This is a genomic window from Phreatobacter oligotrophus, assembly GCF_003046185.1.
GTDB lineage: Bacteria > Pseudomonadota > Alphaproteobacteria > Rhizobiales > Phreatobacteraceae > Phreatobacter > Phreatobacter oligotrophus.
Genome location: NZ_PZZL01000029.1, coordinates 1 through 14,443 on the forward strand (window position 1 = coordinate 1; position 14,443 = coordinate 14,443).

The 14,443-nt window shown below is 61.3% G+C and carries 13 protein-coding genes and 1 pseudogene; 7 read left to right on the forward strand and 7 right to left on the reverse strand.

From position 1 onward, the window contains the following. On the forward strand, positions 1 to 201 hold a 201-nt coding region (locus C8P69_RS24005), incomplete at its 5' end, for a hypothetical protein (RefSeq protein ID WP_170118364.1). Between the two features lie 59 nt (positions 202 to 260). Here the strand turns inward: C8P69_RS24005 and C8P69_RS22505 are convergent. From C8P69_RS22505 to C8P69_RS22515, 3 genes are all read right to left on the reverse strand, one after another. Then, positions 261 to 539, reverse strand: coding sequence for a hypothetical protein (locus C8P69_RS22505; protein WP_108179679.1), 279 nt, complete (start codon positions 537 to 539; stop codon positions 261 to 263). Positions 540 to 543: 4 nt separating this feature from the next. Next, entirely contained in the window at positions 544 to 1,530 is a 987-nt protein-coding gene (locus C8P69_RS22510) for a sodium-dependent bicarbonate transport family permease (RefSeq protein WP_245902206.1), read from the reverse strand. Positions 1,531 to 1,842: 312 nt separating this feature from the next. After that, on the reverse strand, positions 1,843 to 2,718 hold the full coding sequence (locus C8P69_RS22515) for a DUF6671 family protein (protein WP_245902208.1): 876 nt from the start codon (positions 2,716 to 2,718) through the stop codon (positions 1,843 to 1,845). Positions 2,719 to 3,535: 817 nt separating this feature from the next. Here C8P69_RS22515 and C8P69_RS22520 point away from each other — a divergent pair. The 5 genes and pseudogenes from C8P69_RS22520 to C8P69_RS22540 all read left to right on the forward strand — a co-directional run. Beyond that, positions 3,536 to 5,233: a sensor histidine kinase gene (locus C8P69_RS22520; RefSeq protein ID WP_108179680.1), complete on the forward strand. Its 1,698-nt coding sequence runs from the start codon at positions 3,536 to 3,538 to the stop codon at positions 5,231 to 5,233. A 250-nt stretch (positions 5,234 to 5,483) separates the two neighbouring features. Beyond that, on the forward strand, positions 5,484 to 5,915 hold the full coding sequence (tnpA, locus tag C8P69_RS22525; RefSeq protein WP_245902207.1) for an IS66-like element accessory protein TnpA: 432 nt from the start codon (positions 5,484 to 5,486) through the stop codon (positions 5,913 to 5,915). Then, on the forward strand, positions 5,912 to 6,268 hold the full coding sequence (tnpB, locus tag C8P69_RS22530) for an IS66 family insertion sequence element accessory protein TnpB (protein ID WP_108179681.1): 357 nt from the start codon (positions 5,912 to 5,914) through the stop codon (positions 6,266 to 6,268). The genes tnpA and tnpB overlap by 4 nt, the downstream gene beginning before the upstream one ends. A gap of 108 nt (positions 6,269 to 6,376) precedes the next feature. Further along, positions 6,377 to 7,855 carry an IS66 family transposase gene (tnpC, locus tag C8P69_RS22535; protein ID WP_108179690.1) on the forward strand — a complete coding sequence of 493 codons (1,479 nt, stop codon included), beginning with the start codon at positions 6,377 to 6,379 and terminating at the stop codon, positions 7,853 to 7,855. 12 nt (positions 7,856 to 7,867) lie between these two features. Next, a pseudogene (locus C8P69_RS22540) lies at positions 7,868 to 8,029 on the forward strand (ATP-binding protein); the annotation flags it as partial. 640 nt (positions 8,030 to 8,669) lie between these two features. On the opposite strand, the gene C8P69_RS22545 reads toward C8P69_RS22540, so the two are convergent. The 4 genes from C8P69_RS22545 to nikR all read right to left on the reverse strand — a co-directional run bounded on the left by C8P69_RS22545 (position 8,670) and on the right by nikR (position 12,640). After that, positions 8,670 to 9,464 carry an ABC transporter permease gene (locus C8P69_RS22545; protein WP_108179682.1) on the reverse strand — a complete coding sequence of 265 codons (795 nt, stop codon included), beginning with the start codon at positions 9,462 to 9,464 and terminating at the stop codon, positions 8,670 to 8,672. Further along, entirely contained in the window at positions 9,455 to 10,417 is a 963-nt protein-coding gene (locus C8P69_RS22550) for an ABC transporter permease (protein ID WP_108179683.1), read from the reverse strand. The genes C8P69_RS22545 and C8P69_RS22550 overlap by 10 nt, the downstream gene beginning before the upstream one ends. Further along, positions 10,414 to 11,979, reverse strand: coding sequence for an ABC transporter substrate-binding protein (locus C8P69_RS22555; RefSeq protein WP_108179684.1), 1,566 nt, complete (start codon positions 11,977 to 11,979; stop codon positions 10,414 to 10,416). The genes C8P69_RS22550 and C8P69_RS22555 overlap by 4 nt, the downstream gene beginning before the upstream one ends. A 199-nt stretch (positions 11,980 to 12,178) precedes the next feature. Beyond that, entirely contained in the window at positions 12,179 to 12,640 is a 462-nt protein-coding gene (gene nikR, locus C8P69_RS22560) for a nickel-responsive transcriptional regulator NikR (protein ID WP_108179685.1), read from the reverse strand. A gap of 314 nt (positions 12,641 to 12,954) precedes the next feature. Here nikR and C8P69_RS22565 point away from each other — a divergent pair, with 314 nt between their 5' ends. After that, entirely contained in the window at positions 12,955 to 14,433 is a 1,479-nt protein-coding gene (locus C8P69_RS22565; protein ID WP_108179686.1) for a methyl-accepting chemotaxis protein, read from the forward strand. Positions 14,434 to 14,443: the final 10 nt, after the last annotated feature.

Sequence of the window (14,443 nt, forward strand, 5' to 3'; positions counted from 1 at the left end):
CGCCTCGCGCGCGAGGGAGCGCTCGTCGTCTGGCACCCGTCCGACCGCGCCATGCTCGCGCGCCTGCGCGAGCTCGTGCCGGACCTCGAAGCCGAGGGCTATGCCTATGCCCCGCCCGCAATTGCCGGCGGTGCGCCGACGCGCCTCGCCTATGCCGTTCTGTCGCCGATCGAGGGCACCAACCCTGAGGGGCCGGACTAAGGGCTCTCCCTCTCGCCCAGGGGGGCTTCGAACGCCTGCCAATCCTGCGTTTTCAAAGATCAATCGACGTTCACCCCGAACCCGTCCGTCGCGAACGCAACGCCGCCATAGCGGCTCAGAAAGGCCTTGAGGTTGTCCAGCAGTGCTTTGCTCGTGGCGCTTCGACACACCACCACGACAAGCGCATCGGCGAGCCCAGGCGAGGAGACGCCACGCCGGTTCACGCCGCTGAGTCCTTCCACAACGACATAGGCAGCGGGCGCATGACGGTCCAACAGTTCGGTCAGCGGTGTGACGAGAGCGTCGCCGACCATGATTTCAACGCGGGTCGCGGACATGGGCTCAACCCCAGAGCTGCCGGAGAACGAGGAAGTAGGTCGGGATCCCGAGCAGGATATTGAACGGGAAAGTCACGGCGAGAGACATGCCGAAGTAGAGGCTGGCATTGGCCTCGGGGATGGCATAGCGCACGACTGCGGGAACAACGATGTAAGACGCGCTTGCAGCAAGTACGGTCAGCAGGAAGGCGTCCCCCAATCCGAGCCCAAAGGCCTTTGCCAATGCGGTGGCAAAAACAGCGTTCGCAATCGGAACTGCTATGGCAAAGACGGCCAGGAAGGGACCGTCGAGCTTGAGATCGCGCGAGCGGCGCGCCACGAGCAAGCCCATTTCCAGCAGGAAGAACAGGAGAAGCCCCTTCTGGATCGATGTGATGAAGGGGTCAAGCGCCGCCTTGCCCGGTAGACCCGTGATGTAGCCGATGAGCAAGCTGCCGAGCAGCAACAGGTGGGCGCCATCCGTAAAGGCTTCGTGCAGCACCTTGCCGACGGAGACGTTACCGTCTGCAGTCCCTCCCGCCACGACGGACCGCGAGCGCACGACGTTGGCCAGAAGCACGGCCATGATGATCGCCGGGCTTTCCATCAGCACGAGTGCGACCGCCATATAGCCGCCGAAGCTGACGCCCTGACGCTCCAGGAAGGCGACGGCTGTGATGAAGGTCACTGCGCTCACCGACCCATAGGTCGCAGCGATGGCTGCTGCATCAAAGGGATTGAGCCGTCGGCGCAGCAGCATGAAGGCATAGGCGGGAATGACGAAGGCCAGGATCATCGCCGCCGTCAGCGCCAAGGCCATCTGAGCGGTAAGGCCGGTCTGGGACAGGCTGACGCCCCCCTTGTAGCCAATCGACATCAGCAGATAGAGCGACAGGAACTTGGCAATCTGCTCGGGGATCGACAGGTTCGACCGGACGAAACCGGCGAAGAGCCCGAAAAAGAAGAAGAGGATCGCGGGATCGACGATCGCCTGCAGCAAAGATGCATCCATCGAGATCCCCTCTCGTCGCGCCGAAGACCGTCAGGGCCACTCCGACCGGCAACCAATCTACGAGACGGATGCAGCCCTTACCACCACACCTCTGTCACTCAGCAATCATGCGCCATCATGAACCCGTGGGTGATCGCTCGGAAGCCTCGCGCTTCGATGGCAAAGGGTTCTCCCCGCGCCGTCCGCCTTCTTGCTCAGGGCAGGTGACGTTACCTGAGGGGGCAACTCCATCGCTGTCACGATGACAAGTGGATCGGCACATGGTGGCCCGCAGGCCCGGCGCGCCGAGGCGTATGCGTGAGACATGCGGGATCAGGGATTACACCAGGAACAGAAATAGGGTTCCTCCGTCAGGCGTCCGTCGGGGCGGCCGCGCTCGTCCCGGAACTCGCAGAGCAGACAGCCATGGACGTGCAGGCGAATGCTCGCGGTCGGCGTCCCGCATTCGCTGCAAGGAAGCCCCTTGTGGGTCTCGATCACGCCGAACCCCGGCGCCCGACAGGCAGGACAAGGCGCTGCGATCCGGTGCGCCAGTTTTTCGGCAAGGGTCGCGAGCACGGCCATTCTGGATGGGTTGCGGTGGGCCCGCATGTCGGTTTCAATCCGTGCCCGTCCGTCCTGGGAAAGACGCGCCGCTTGGGCCACCGCGGCCGCAACCTCAGCGGCATCGCGCAAGTCCTTCCGCAGATAGGCATTCCGGCTCGCTTGATGCGACCGCACCAAAACACCCTGGGCCGGAAAGCCGATCTCGTCGAGAAAGGACATCCAGTCGGAGCCTGGCTCGACAAACCGCAATGTGCACGTCACGTCATGCGTGATCAGGTGCTCCTGCACGGTTAGGCCTGCGTCGTCATCGACAAGAACGATGATCTCCCGGCCGACCGTCATAAACGGGATGTCTGGATGCGGCCCGTAGGTGCCTTCACTCGCCAGACCCAGACGCGCCTGCGATAGCCGCATGCCTTCACGGGCCTTCCTGACGGCCACCTCCAGCATGCTCCCGTTTCGCGGGACATCGCCTGCGAAGGTGCCAAAACGATCCGTGTCGAGCTCCGGCGCACCGACCAGTTCAAGACCCAAAAGACGCCGCATCGGTGGCCCGATCGCTTGCTCCTTGCCATGCATGGTCGCGAGAACGGCGCGGCGGCCTCGATATGGGGCTTCTTGGAACAGTTGGCTGGGCATCATCACGGGGGAACTCGCAGCCGATATAACGCTCACGCTTGGCAAGCCGGAAAATCACTCGGCCGATCCGGCAAGATGCTGCCCCTCTTCCGACGATAAGGCTAGTCCAAGGCCTGATCGACCGCCGGGTGCCTCATGTACCATTGGTTCCGAAGCGCTCGACCCCGTGCAGCCACCGAGACAGAAGACGCTCAGCGTGGCAAGGCGCGACAATCATCGGATATCTCTTGGGCGATGAGGCCCACGTCTCACTCGTAACATAGCACCGATAGGGTGAACCTGACTGTGGCATAAGTCAGCATGTCACCACCACGCCGCGGCACATGATCGGTCTGGGGCTTGTGGATGCAGATGTTGGGCGCGTGATGCCTCAGCAGGGTACCACAATCGAGCCTTGTACAGACGTCTTCGGTCTCGCGGCTCATGTCGGCTTCCATTAGTGACGTCAGTCTCCGTTATCGAGGCGCGAAGCTGACGCCGCCTGCAGCCGTTCTTTGGGCCCGGCCCTGACATTCGCAATGTCAGCTCCGCGCAGTATTGTCTGCACTCATACGTCCAAAACGGCTCTGGGTCTGCCCTCGCCGCCCAACCCGCCCGAGGAGGCCGGTACATCCGCCGTGACGAACTCGGAGCTCCTGCGAAGCTAGGGGCAACGGTAGGCAACGAGCCCAATGTCGTGGCTTAGACCTGCCAGCCGAAAGGCTAACAGCCCACTACGACCCCGCGACCTTGACATGTCAAAAGACATAGGGGAACCAAAGGGCTTGCTGGTATCTTGTTAGGCGATTTACGTAGCGTGTGGGACAGAGGCGCCTGACGTATGACGTTCCGACGCATCTCTCTGCCGCAGGCTATCTTTGCGCTTGTGGTCGGCGTTTCCCTTCCGCTGATCATGCTGTCCACCTTGTTGATGCAGCAGCTGATCAACGCTGAGCGCAACGCGGTCAGCGGAGGGCATATCGCAGCGGCCCGGACGCTCGCTGCTTTGGTCGAGAATGAGGTCGAGACCCATACGGCCATTGCGACATCGATTTCGGCGTCGCAATCGCTTCGAGACGGTGACCTCGCTGCCTTTCACCGGGAGGCGAGCGCAATCGTCCAACGGATGCCCGCCACCTGGATCGTGATGGCCGACAATCAGGGGCGTACGATCCTATCGACACGGCAAGCGTTTGGGGAACCACTCGATCCCCGCGAGATGACGCTTGATACCGTCCGTCGCCCCTCCGATCTCAAGACCCCTGACGTGTCCGATCTCGTGCGAGATGAGCGAACGGGCGAGCTCATCACGATGCTGATCTATCCCGTCGTCGATGGGGGTTCGACGCGGTTTACAATCATGGTGTCGATGCCGCCCTCAGAGTTCTTGAAGCTTATAGAGAACAAGTTTGGATCTGATGCGGCCGTTGCGATCCTCGACAGACAACGGCGTTTCATTGCCCGTATTCCTGATCATACGAACCGCTTGGGCAGCCTGGCTGCCGAGAGCTGGCGACAGGCCATTGCGTCCTCACCCGTCGAGGGGACGGTTGAATCCGTCACGCTTGAAGGGGTGAAGTCCCTCACTTCCTACACCGCAACCCGGTTTGGCTGGACGGCGGGTCTGAGCTATCCGCTCGACACCCTCTACGCCCCTGTTCGTCGGCAGATTCGGGCCATGGGCATCATCGGCGCCCTCCTGCTTGCGATTGCAATGCTCATTGCCACCCTGTTGAGCCAGCAGATTGCTGCCGAGATCCGGGCCGTATCGCGTGACGCGCAAACACTGGCGGAAGGCGAAGGGATTAGTTGCCGCAAGCTACGTATCGAGGAAGCGCAGGTTCTCAATGCCGCGCTGTCAGACGCCTCAGCTACTCTTCGACAACGGCTTGGGGAGCTGACAAGCGCCAGGGTTCACCAACAGTTCTTGCTCCGCGAACTCGCTCACCGTCTCAAAAACCAGCTGACCGTGGTCAACTCCATGGTTCGCCAGACTGCCCGCGGAGCTGCTACCGCAACAGAACTTGCCGACAAGCTTACCGATCGCACGCAAGGGCTCGCTATCGGGGTTGATTTGCTGGTGAATCAGAGCTGGCAGACCGCACCTCTCGATCAACTTATTCGCCGCCAGCTCGAGCCATTCTGCCCGTCGCCGTTGCGACTGATTATGAGCGGGCCTGAGGTTCTTTTGAATGCCGATCTGACCCAGTCAATCGGCTTGGCGATTCACGAGCTGGCGACCAATGCGGTCAAGTATGGTGCCTGGTCAAACGATGTGGGGATCGTCAGGGTCGAGTGGTCCGTCCGAATAGACGAAGGCGCAAAAGCACTCAACGTGGTTTGGCAGGAGACCGGCGGACCGGTGGTCTCGCCACCGCAGCGCCGAGGGTTTGGTCAGGTCGTGATCGCTCAGGCGGCCGGACGGTTCGACGGCGCATCAAGCAAGATAGAATTTGCACCCCAAGGTCTGATCTGGACGCTGACGACGCGTATCGATCAGGCAGAAGCGTTCCCCAGGCGACCGGCCACTGGCGCCTAGTCTCCTTGTGATTCAATGGGAGCCCTTGGTGGTGCGAGCGGTCCGCTGCTGAAGATGGGCTTGTTCCGCAAAACCGGCGGCCGTGTGGGCAAAAGCCAAAGCCAGCACGGATCGCGCGACCACGTTGCGGCTCCATCCCGCCTGCTCTGCGAGCGAAACCAGCTGCTGGAAAGTAAGCGCTGTCCTGAGCGCACCTTCTTCGACGCGGGGTGAGCGGGCATTGTGACGATCCGATTTGGAGGATCGTTTTGTGTCCAGACTTGACCATAGGCTTGAGCCGCCGGCCGAGGTTCGCCGCTTCGAGGTGATCAACGGGGCGATGGGCCGCCGGCGCTGGTCGAGCGACGAACGTGCGCGGATCCTGGAGGAGACGCTTGTGCCGGGCGCGGTCGTGTCGGCGGTAGCGCGCCGGCACGGGCTGACGCCGCAGCAGCTGTTTACGTGGCGTCGGGAGGCCCGCAAGGCGGCTGAGGCGCCCGCCTTCGTGCCAGCGGTTATCGTGCCGTCGGTGGCCGAGCCCGCGCCTGCGAAGCCACCACGGCAGCGCACCAGACGCAGAGCGTCGCGACGTCGTGCGGCGGCGATCGAGATCGACGTCGGCGGCGTGCAGGTGACGATCGAGAACGGCGCTTCGCCGGCCACGATCGCGGCAGTGATCGGCGCCTTGAAGGGCGGGGCATGATTGGTCCGACCGGCGCGGTGCGCGTCATGGTGGCGACGAAGCCCGTCGACTTTCGCAAGGGGGCGGAGGGCCTGGCGGCGCTGGTGCGCGACACGATGGGTGCCGATCCCTTCTCCGGCGCGGTCTACGTCTTCCGGGCCCGTCGCGCCGACAGGATCAAGCTCGTCTACTTCGATGGCACCGGGGTGTGCCTGTTGGCGAAGAAGCTGGAGGACGGGAAGTTCTGCTGGCCGGCGATCACCAATGGTGTGATGCGGCTCACCGCGGCGCAGCTGCAAGCGCTTCTGGAAGGCCTCGACTGGCGGCGCGTGCATGACGCGCGCGAGACGCGCGTCCCGGTCGCGGCAAGTTGATGCTTCAGCCAGCCAAGGTGCTGGCAAAGCATTGTAATCCATGATTGAATCGGCTTCGTGAACGAGCTGAACGCCAGCCTGCCGGATGATCCCGCCGCCCTGAAGGCCATGCTGGCGGCGCGCGAGGCCGAGATCGATCGGCTGCGCCAGATCATCAAGGAGCTGCAGCGCCACCGCTTCGGCCGGCGCGCCGAGAGCCTGCCGGTCGACCAACTGCTCCTGGGCCTCGAGGAGGCCGAGCAGGTCGAGGCCGAAGGCTTCGCGACAGAGGACGGCGGCGATCCCGCGAAGCGCGAGACGAGGACCAGGAAGCGTAGCGCCAACCGCGGCTCGCTGCCGGCGCATCTGCCGCGGATCGAGAGGATCATCGACATCGCCGACAAGACCTGCCCGTGCTGCCGCGGCCAACTGCACGTCATGGGTGAGGATGTGTCCGAGCGTCTCGACATCGTGCCGGCTCAGTTCCGCGTCATCGTCACCCGCCGGCCGAAGTACGCCTGTCGGGCCTGCGAGGAAGTCGTGGTGCAGGCGCCGGTGCCCGCCAGGCTCGTCGAAGGCGGCATTCCGACCGAGGCGACGGTGGCGCACGTGCTCGTCGCCAAGTACGCCGACCACCTGCCGCTCTACCGCCAGAGCCAGATCTACGCCCGACAGGGCATCAACCTCGACCGCTCCACGCTCGCCGATTGGGTCGGCAAAGCGGCCTTCCTGCTCCGACCAATCCACGAGCGGCTGTTCGAGAAGCTCAAGGCCTCGGGCAAGCTCTTCGCCGACGAGACCACGGCGCCGGTGCTCGATCCCGGTCGTGGGCGCACGAAGACCGGCCAGCTCTTCGCCTATGCTCGGGACGACCGACCCTGGGGAGGGGCCGACCCACCCGGCGTCGCCTACCTCTATGCGCCCGACCGCAAGGGCGAGACCATCACCGGCCACCTCAAGGGCTTCGTCGGCGTGCTGCAGGTGGATGGATATGCCGGCTATCGCGCGCTCGCCGAGAAGAACGCCGTGAGCCTCGCCTTCTGCTGGAGCCATGTCCGGCGCAAGTTCTACGAGCTTGCCCAGTCCGGCCCGGCGCCGATCGCCGCAGAGGCGCTCACCCGTATCGCCGAGCTCTATCGCATCGAGGGCGACATCCGCGGCCGCAGCCCGGACGAGCGCCGCACCGCTCGCCAGCACAGGAGCCGCCCCCTCATCGCCGCGATGGAGCCTTGGCTGCGCGACAAGCTCGCCCTCGTCAGCCAGAAGAGCAAGCTCGCCGAAGCCATCCGCTACGCGCTCTCCCGCTGGGCCGGCCTCACCCGCTTCCTCGACGACGGCCGCATCGAGATCGACTCCAACGTCGTCGAGCGTTCGATCAGGCCGATCGCGCTGAACAGGAAGAACGCGCTCTTCGCGGGCTCCGACGGCGGCGGCGGTCACTGGGCCACGATCGCTTCGCTCGTCGAGACCTGCAAGCTAAACGCCGTCGATCCGCAAGCCTACCTCGCGGACGTCATCGCCCGCATCGTCGCCGGCCACCCCCAGAGCCAAATCGACGAACTGCTGCCGTGGGCCTATGCCCCTGCGCCGCTCAAGGCCGTGGCCTGAGGACATCGCTTACAGAACACCTCGATCGTCATCACCACCAACCTCGCCTTCGCCGACTGGCCGCAGGTCTTCGGCGACGCCAAGATGACCACCGCCATGCTCGACCGGCTCACACATCACTGCGACATCGTCGAGACCGGCAACGAAAGCTGGCGCTTCAAGAACCGCGCCTGAGCCTCACGACGCTATCGCCATCTGAAGCCGCAGCCGCCCCGGCTGAGCAACCCCGACCAGCTCAGCCGGGGCGTCCGCTCGCGTCAGCGCCATACGAAGGGGGGGTAGCTTTGGGCGCGACAAAGGGGCGGCGATTGAAAGCGAATTGACACTCTACCGCCCGCCCGATCATTATCGACCGCTACGCACCCAAACCCCAGCCGAAAACCCTTAGCGTACGCTCCCGACCAGATTCTGCGATGACCCCTCCATGATCCGGCCCTGCGACGGAGCGGGGAGGCGATGGCGCGCTAGGCAAATCGGAGATCTTCAATACTGATTAGGGTTCCCAGTTCACCAACCGGGCCTTCACCATGATGCTGATCAGCAACGGCGTCGCCCAAATCAGGGACTGGCAGGACAGACACCCGACCAAACCTTCATCAGAGCACTGCAGCCAATTCCGGCGGCGACGTAACCAAAGGGCGAAACCACCTATCGGCAGACCGGAAACTGTTCAACAAACCGAGCCACTCCTGATTTGAACGCTTGAAAATTCGCAACCGATTTGAGGTGGAGATCAGTGAAGCAGACCCCAAAATTTCGGGTGGCGGCATCACATAAAGCGCACGCTCGACGTGGTCCGGCATTTGCTGGGACTTCACGCCTGCACTCGCATTGCAGTACCAAGGCGCTCGGATATCAATGCAACGCCGAAAGCGAGCCCGCAAATCGCGCTCACTGGAGCGAACCACATCCAGGGCGCATGAGTCACAAACTGGAATCCCCTCGCTGCAAGCTGTCCGAGACTTGTGGCACTTGGGTCACCAAGCCCGACAAAGGCCAGCGCCGCTTCGGAAACGAGGGCACCACCGAACAGGATTGCGGTTGCCGCTCTTGCGATTGTGGCGACGTGCGGCAGAATATGACGGCTAACAATCATCGTCGTGCTGGCACCCAAGGCGACAGCAGCCAAAACGAACTCACGACTTCTCAGGGCCCTAGTTTCAACCCTCACGAGGCGTGCGACGAGCGGCCAGCGTGTGAGGCCCAGAACGAGGATGAGCAACGTTACTGAACCACCAAACATTGCCGCCACAAGGATCGCCAAAAGCAGCGTCGGCAAAGATTGAACGATATCGGCCAAGCGCATTAGCAAGTCATCGACGATCTCCGAGGCCAATCCCGCGATGGTGCCGACCGCCACACCGAGAGCGAGCGCAAGACTTACGGTCCCGAGGCCTACCAGCAAAGATGTGCGCAGCCCCTGAAGAACCATTGCTAGCATGTCGCGGCCGAGATCGTCGGATCCGAATGGGTGTGTCCAGCGCGGGGAAACAAAAGGCGCTTCCAGCGGCTGGTTCACCCATGACCCTTGCGGGACCAGCACGATCACGGCCAAGGCCACGACCGCGGCGATCTCCAACGAACGACTACAGGAGACGGTCAACGCCATGCGTCGTCGCTCCGGGGATAGAGATGGCGAACAATGAGGTCAACCAGGACATTGACGGCGATCGTCGTCGTGCAAGCCACGAGCACAATGCCGATCACGACCGGCGTGTCGCGTGCGCTTGCTGAGGTAACAGCAAGACGTCCAAGGCCCGGGAGCGCGAAGACCGTTTCGATCACGACCGAGCCCCCGATCGCTGCGCCCAAGCGCCAACCGACCAGAGTTACAAGCGGCAGCGCGGCGTTCGGCAATGCATGGCGCAGCTTGACCGCGGTCGTTCCCAGACCCTTGGCATAAGCCGTCTTCGTATAGGGCCGCGCCATCTCTTCCGCGACGCGCGATCGGGCGACCAGCGCTATAAACGCCATTTGCAGAAGTGCCAAGGATAGGACCGGCAAGGTCATTCGCCAGACGAGATCCGCCATCCGTGCGACCCCGTCGAGGCTGACCCTTGGGTCGGAGAGGCCCTGAACCGGAAACAACCCGAGCCCCAGCGCGAACACGAAGACGAGCGCCTGCGCCACGACGTAGGACGGCAGCGCATGCAGAGCGCTGAGCGCGCCGGCAAACCATCCGTTGCTGTTGCGAGCGGACGCCGCCCAGAGGCCAATCGGCAGTCCCGCCAGGGTCGCCAGAACCAGCGCCGGCACCATAAGTCCGAGAGTGACCGGCGCGTGGTCCCGGATGATGACCGCCACCGGCGCCTGCGCCCGCCAGGAATAGCCGAGATCCCCAATCACGAGCCGCGACAGCCAGTCGAGATAAATGACGGGCAAGGGCCGATCGAGGCCGAGGGCGCGATTCACCGCCTCTATATGGCCGGGTGCACCGTTCTCGCCGCCAAGCCCTATGGCCGGCCCCCCCGGAGCCAGATGCGCTAGCAGAAAGGCGAGCGTCGCCGCGACCCAGACCGCGACGACCCCTAAGAGGAGGCGGCCCACCGCGTATCGGATCATCGCAGCCGCCAGGCGGTCTCGGCGAACTGGCCGCTCCAAGGGCTGAATCCGGTCAAGTCATTGCGCCAAGCGGCCGTGAAATCCGTCTCCACCAGCCACCAGTAGGGAAGAAGCTCGACAATTCGGCGCTGGGCAGCCCGGTAGGCTTCTCCCCGTACGGCCGTATCGCCGGTCGATCCCGCAATATCGAACAAACGATCGATCTCGGCATCGCGGATATGAGCGGCGTTCGAGAAAGGCACAGTGCCGATCGCGGAGGAATGATACATACGCCGTACGCCGATCTCAGGATCGACGCCGTTGCAATAGGAGATCAGCGCGAGGTCGAAGGCGCGTTCGCTGAACACAGCCGTCGGGAAGGCCGCCGCATCCAGTTGGCGCATGTTGAGCGCGATGCCGATCGCCGCGAGCTGCTGGCGCATGAGCTCCGAGTAACGCGCGAAGGCCGGGAAATGCAAGATGTCGAGGGTCGCCCGCACACCGCTCGCGCCGCGGGCTAGGCCCGCCTCATCGAGAAGCTTGTTCGCGGCTACCACATCGACCTGCGCCCCATCGAGAAGCCCGGGCTGATGCGCCCACCCAATCCCGCTGGCGATGGGAGCCGCTGCAACGCGTCCTTGCCCAAAGATAACGCGCTCCAGTATCTGCTGGCGGTCGATAGCAAGAGTCAACGCGCGCCGGACCCTTAGATCGGCCAGCGCCGGACGGTTGAGGTTAAAGACCAGCGTCATGATGCAGTTCGCGCCGCCAGCGCCGGACGTCGTGTCGACGAGCGTGATTGGTTGTCCGCGCAGACGCTGCGCATCGATCGCCGAAACCCGGGCGAGCATGTCGATCTCGCCGGCCAGAAACGCGCTCACCTGCGTGGCGGAATCGGGGATCACTCTGAAGATCAGGCGATCCAGGCGGGGTAACTCCGGTTTGAAGTAATTAGGGTTGCGAACGAAGACGACCTGACCGTCGCGCTGATAGCTGTCGAAGCGGAACGGACCCGTCCCGACCGGCCGCAGATTGGCAGGGCTTTGCATCACGTCTGTGCCCTGATGGACATGGCGCGGAATGATAGGCGCCTCGGTAACGTCGAGCTGGCGCAGGAGCGCCGGATGCGGCCGCCTAAGTTGGAACACGACCGTCTGCGGATCGGGGGTCTCGATAGCTTCGACCGCCGACGCGAGCCCCGCCCGGGCCCGCGCATGGAACCGAAAAAGAACCTCCTCAAATGAGAACTTCACATCGGCGGAGGTGAACGGCTGGCCGTCATGCCAGCGCACCCCATTGACCAGCGTGAACGTCGCTGTCCGGCCATCCTGCGAGATCATCCAAGAGCGCGCCAAATCGGGTTGAGGATTGCCTTGCCGGTCGAGCGCAACGAGCCCGTTATAAAGCGAGCCTGCAACCGCATGCAGCGGCCCGGCCGTCGAGATCGCCGGGTTGAAATGCCCCGGATCGCCCTGGATGGCGATGATGGCGGCCCCGCCGCTCCGGGGTTTTTGCTCCGCAGTAGACAAACTGGCAGAGCTGAACACCAGGAGAAACCCGACTATCCAGCGGACCCACAACATGAGGGCGTGATCCTTATGACGATTAATCTGAAAAGTATGATAGTGCCCGACCAAGGAATAGCAATCGATGCTGATGTCAAGTTAACCGGATCTCAGTCGTTAGGCTCCATTTTGGGATCGCACAAACGAGGGCCGCGTGATCGACCGAAGTGAGGTCAAAATCGGCATCCTCGCCTGGCGGGCTACCTAGGCTGCACAGTCAAAGGGCCGGTCGCTGGTGCACATGATTTGCGCCGTCATCGTGCTGATGATGGCCGCCATGCTCTTTAAGCGGAATGAGATTGACATGGCCGAACTGCACACCACGTTCCGCAAGGGTGGCCTCAGCCAGACGGCGAACCGCCTCGCCCGGCCCACGCAGTACCGTCATCTCAAGGCAATGGTGATGATCGATGTGCACATGGAGCGTCGAGACAGCGAGGTCGTGATGTTCATGATGGTGCTTGATCAGGCGCGATCCTAGCTGCCGCTCATGGTGGTCGTAGACGTATGAAACCACTGCGACGCAGTTGTTGGATTTGTCCGTATGGTTCAACGTCAGAGCGTTTCGGATAAGGTCCCGGATGGCTTCCGATCGGTTACTGGCACCTCTCTTGACCATGTAACCGTCGAGGGTGGCTGCCAACTCAGCATCTAGGCTGATGGTGAAGCGTTGAACCATAACACTCTGTCCTTCTTCCAATCCGCAATCGACGCCCACAATACATGAACTACCCCGGGATCGCGGGTGGGCTCAACTCCTGAGAAGTGATGGCGCCCCACTATGTGATCCGTTTTGGGGTCATAAGAGGCGTCATTCCACAGATATTCGCCGGTGTATGAATCGGCAGGCAAAACTGGGGCTGACGCAATCTTGCTGCTGTCAGATGTTCAATTTCGCCAAAAAAAGTGGCAGCTGCAGTCACCACATTTACCGAGCTTTAGCTATATGCTGCGATCAGAGACAGCAGAATCTCGAGGCTACTGGGGTAGATTATGTTCGAATTCAACATCGATTCGGCTAACGTTTTGCGTGCGCTTAAAACCTCCAAGGCAATGGTCGAGTTCGATCTCGAAGGCAAAATAATATCGGCGAACGCGATGTTTCTCGATCTTTTGGGTTATTCATTAAATGAAGTTTTGGGAAAGCAGCATTCATCAATTACTGCAAAGCAAGACGCCGAAAAGGACGAACAAACCAGTTTCTGGAATACACTTAAAAATGACAAATTTTTCATATCCGAAATTCTCTGGATAACCAAAAATGGTCAGGAAATATGGTTGCAAGGCAGCTATAACGTCGTATTCAAGAGCCGCAAGCCCTACAAGGTCGTTATGTTTGCCACGAATATTTCGCTAGAAAAAAAAGAGAGAGTAAATCTCGAAAGCAAAATTGAAGCGATAAATCGGTCGCAAGCTTCTATTGAATATGATCGTAATGGGGAGATTGTTGCAGCTAACACAAATTTCCTAAAGCTGATGGATTATAACAGAGATGAAATAGTGGGGCGTCATCATCGGCTCTTGATCGATTCAACTGAAGCCGAAACTCCAGAGTATGCTACTTTCTGGAAGAGGCTTCGTTCCGGAAGATTTCATTCGGGAGAATTTCGCTTTAAAAATAAAAAAGGGCAGGATGTTTGGATTCATTCCTCTTACAATCCACTATTCGGTATCGATGACAATGTGTCGGGCGTATTGCAGCTCGCAGTGGACATCACGGCGATGAAGCAGGCAAGCATCGCTGAACTCGTTGCCCGAAACCAGATTCTCGCCGGAATTCCTGATATTGCTGCGGCCGTTACCAATACGCATGAACGGGCGGCAAGCGCCGCTGCTGCCGCAGTTGAAACGTCGAACATCGTTAACTCTGTTGCGGCGGGATCGTCGCAGCTTTCAACATCGGTGCAGGAAATCAACGGGCAAGTCTCTCAAGCTTTGAGTGTTTCCGATAAGGCCGTTCAACAGGCTCGTCAGGTCAGCGAAACCGTCTTGAGCCTTGTAGATAACTCCAAGAAAATCAGCGCTGTTATTGAAATGATCTCGTCGATCGCAGGTCAGACGAATCTACTTGCGCTCAATGCGACGATCGAAGCCGCACGCGCAGGCGAATCGGGTCGAGGATTTGCAGTTGTTGCGAGCGAAGTCAAAAGCCTGTCCAGCCAAACAGCCAAAGCGACAGAAGAAATCAACGTCCGTATCCAGGCCGTACAGGCCTCAAGCAAAGAAGTGCACGACGCAATCGATGAGATCACCCAGACGATCTCGAGCATCAACGACATTTCGGGCAGCATTTCCGCAGCCGTGGAACAGCAATCCTGTGTTGCCGCAGCCACGTCGCAAGCCATGCTAGACGCCGCTAGTAGCGTTGAAGTGATCACCCAGACAATTGTTGTAGCCCCTCAATTATCGGACGCGATCACCACCGTGGTTTCGTTTGCTCGTGATGCGATGAACTCGCGCGGGGAACGGTAGCCCAGCGCTC

Coding starts and splice junctions, on each gene's coding strand:
- tnpB (WP_108179681.1), top strand. CDS start 5,912: ATGATTGGTCCGACCGGCGCGGTGCGCGTCATGGTGGCGACGAAGCCC.
- nikR (WP_108179685.1), bottom strand. CDS start 12,640: ATGGTTCAACGCTTCACCATCAGCCTAGATGCTGAGTTGGCAGCCACC.
- tnpC (WP_108179690.1), top strand. CDS start 6,377: ATGCTGGCGGCGCGCGAGGCCGAGATCGATCGGCTGCGCCAGATCATC.
- C8P69_RS22555 (WP_108179684.1), bottom strand. CDS start 11,979: ATGTTGTGGGTCCGCTGGATAGTCGGGTTTCTCCTGGTGTTCAGCTCT.
- C8P69_RS22510 (WP_245902206.1), bottom strand. CDS start 1,530: ATGGATGCATCTTTGCTGCAGGCGATCGTCGATCCCGCGATCCTCTTC.
- C8P69_RS22505 (WP_108179679.1), bottom strand. CDS start 539: ATGTCCGCGACCCGCGTTGAAATCATGGTCGGCGACGCTCTCGTCACA.
- C8P69_RS22520 (WP_108179680.1), top strand. CDS start 3,536: ATGACGTTCCGACGCATCTCTCTGCCGCAGGCTATCTTTGCGCTTGTG.
- C8P69_RS22565 (WP_108179686.1), top strand. CDS start 12,955: ATGTTCGAATTCAACATCGATTCGGCTAACGTTTTGCGTGCGCTTAAA.
- C8P69_RS22515 (WP_245902208.1), bottom strand. CDS start 2,718: ATGATGCCCAGCCAACTGTTCCAAGAAGCCCCATATCGAGGCCGCCGC.
- C8P69_RS22545 (WP_108179682.1), bottom strand. CDS start 9,464: ATGGCGTTGACCGTCTCCTGTAGTCGTTCGTTGGAGATCGCCGCGGTC.
- C8P69_RS22550 (WP_108179683.1), bottom strand. CDS start 10,417: ATGATCCGATACGCGGTGGGCCGCCTCCTCTTAGGGGTCGTCGCGGTC.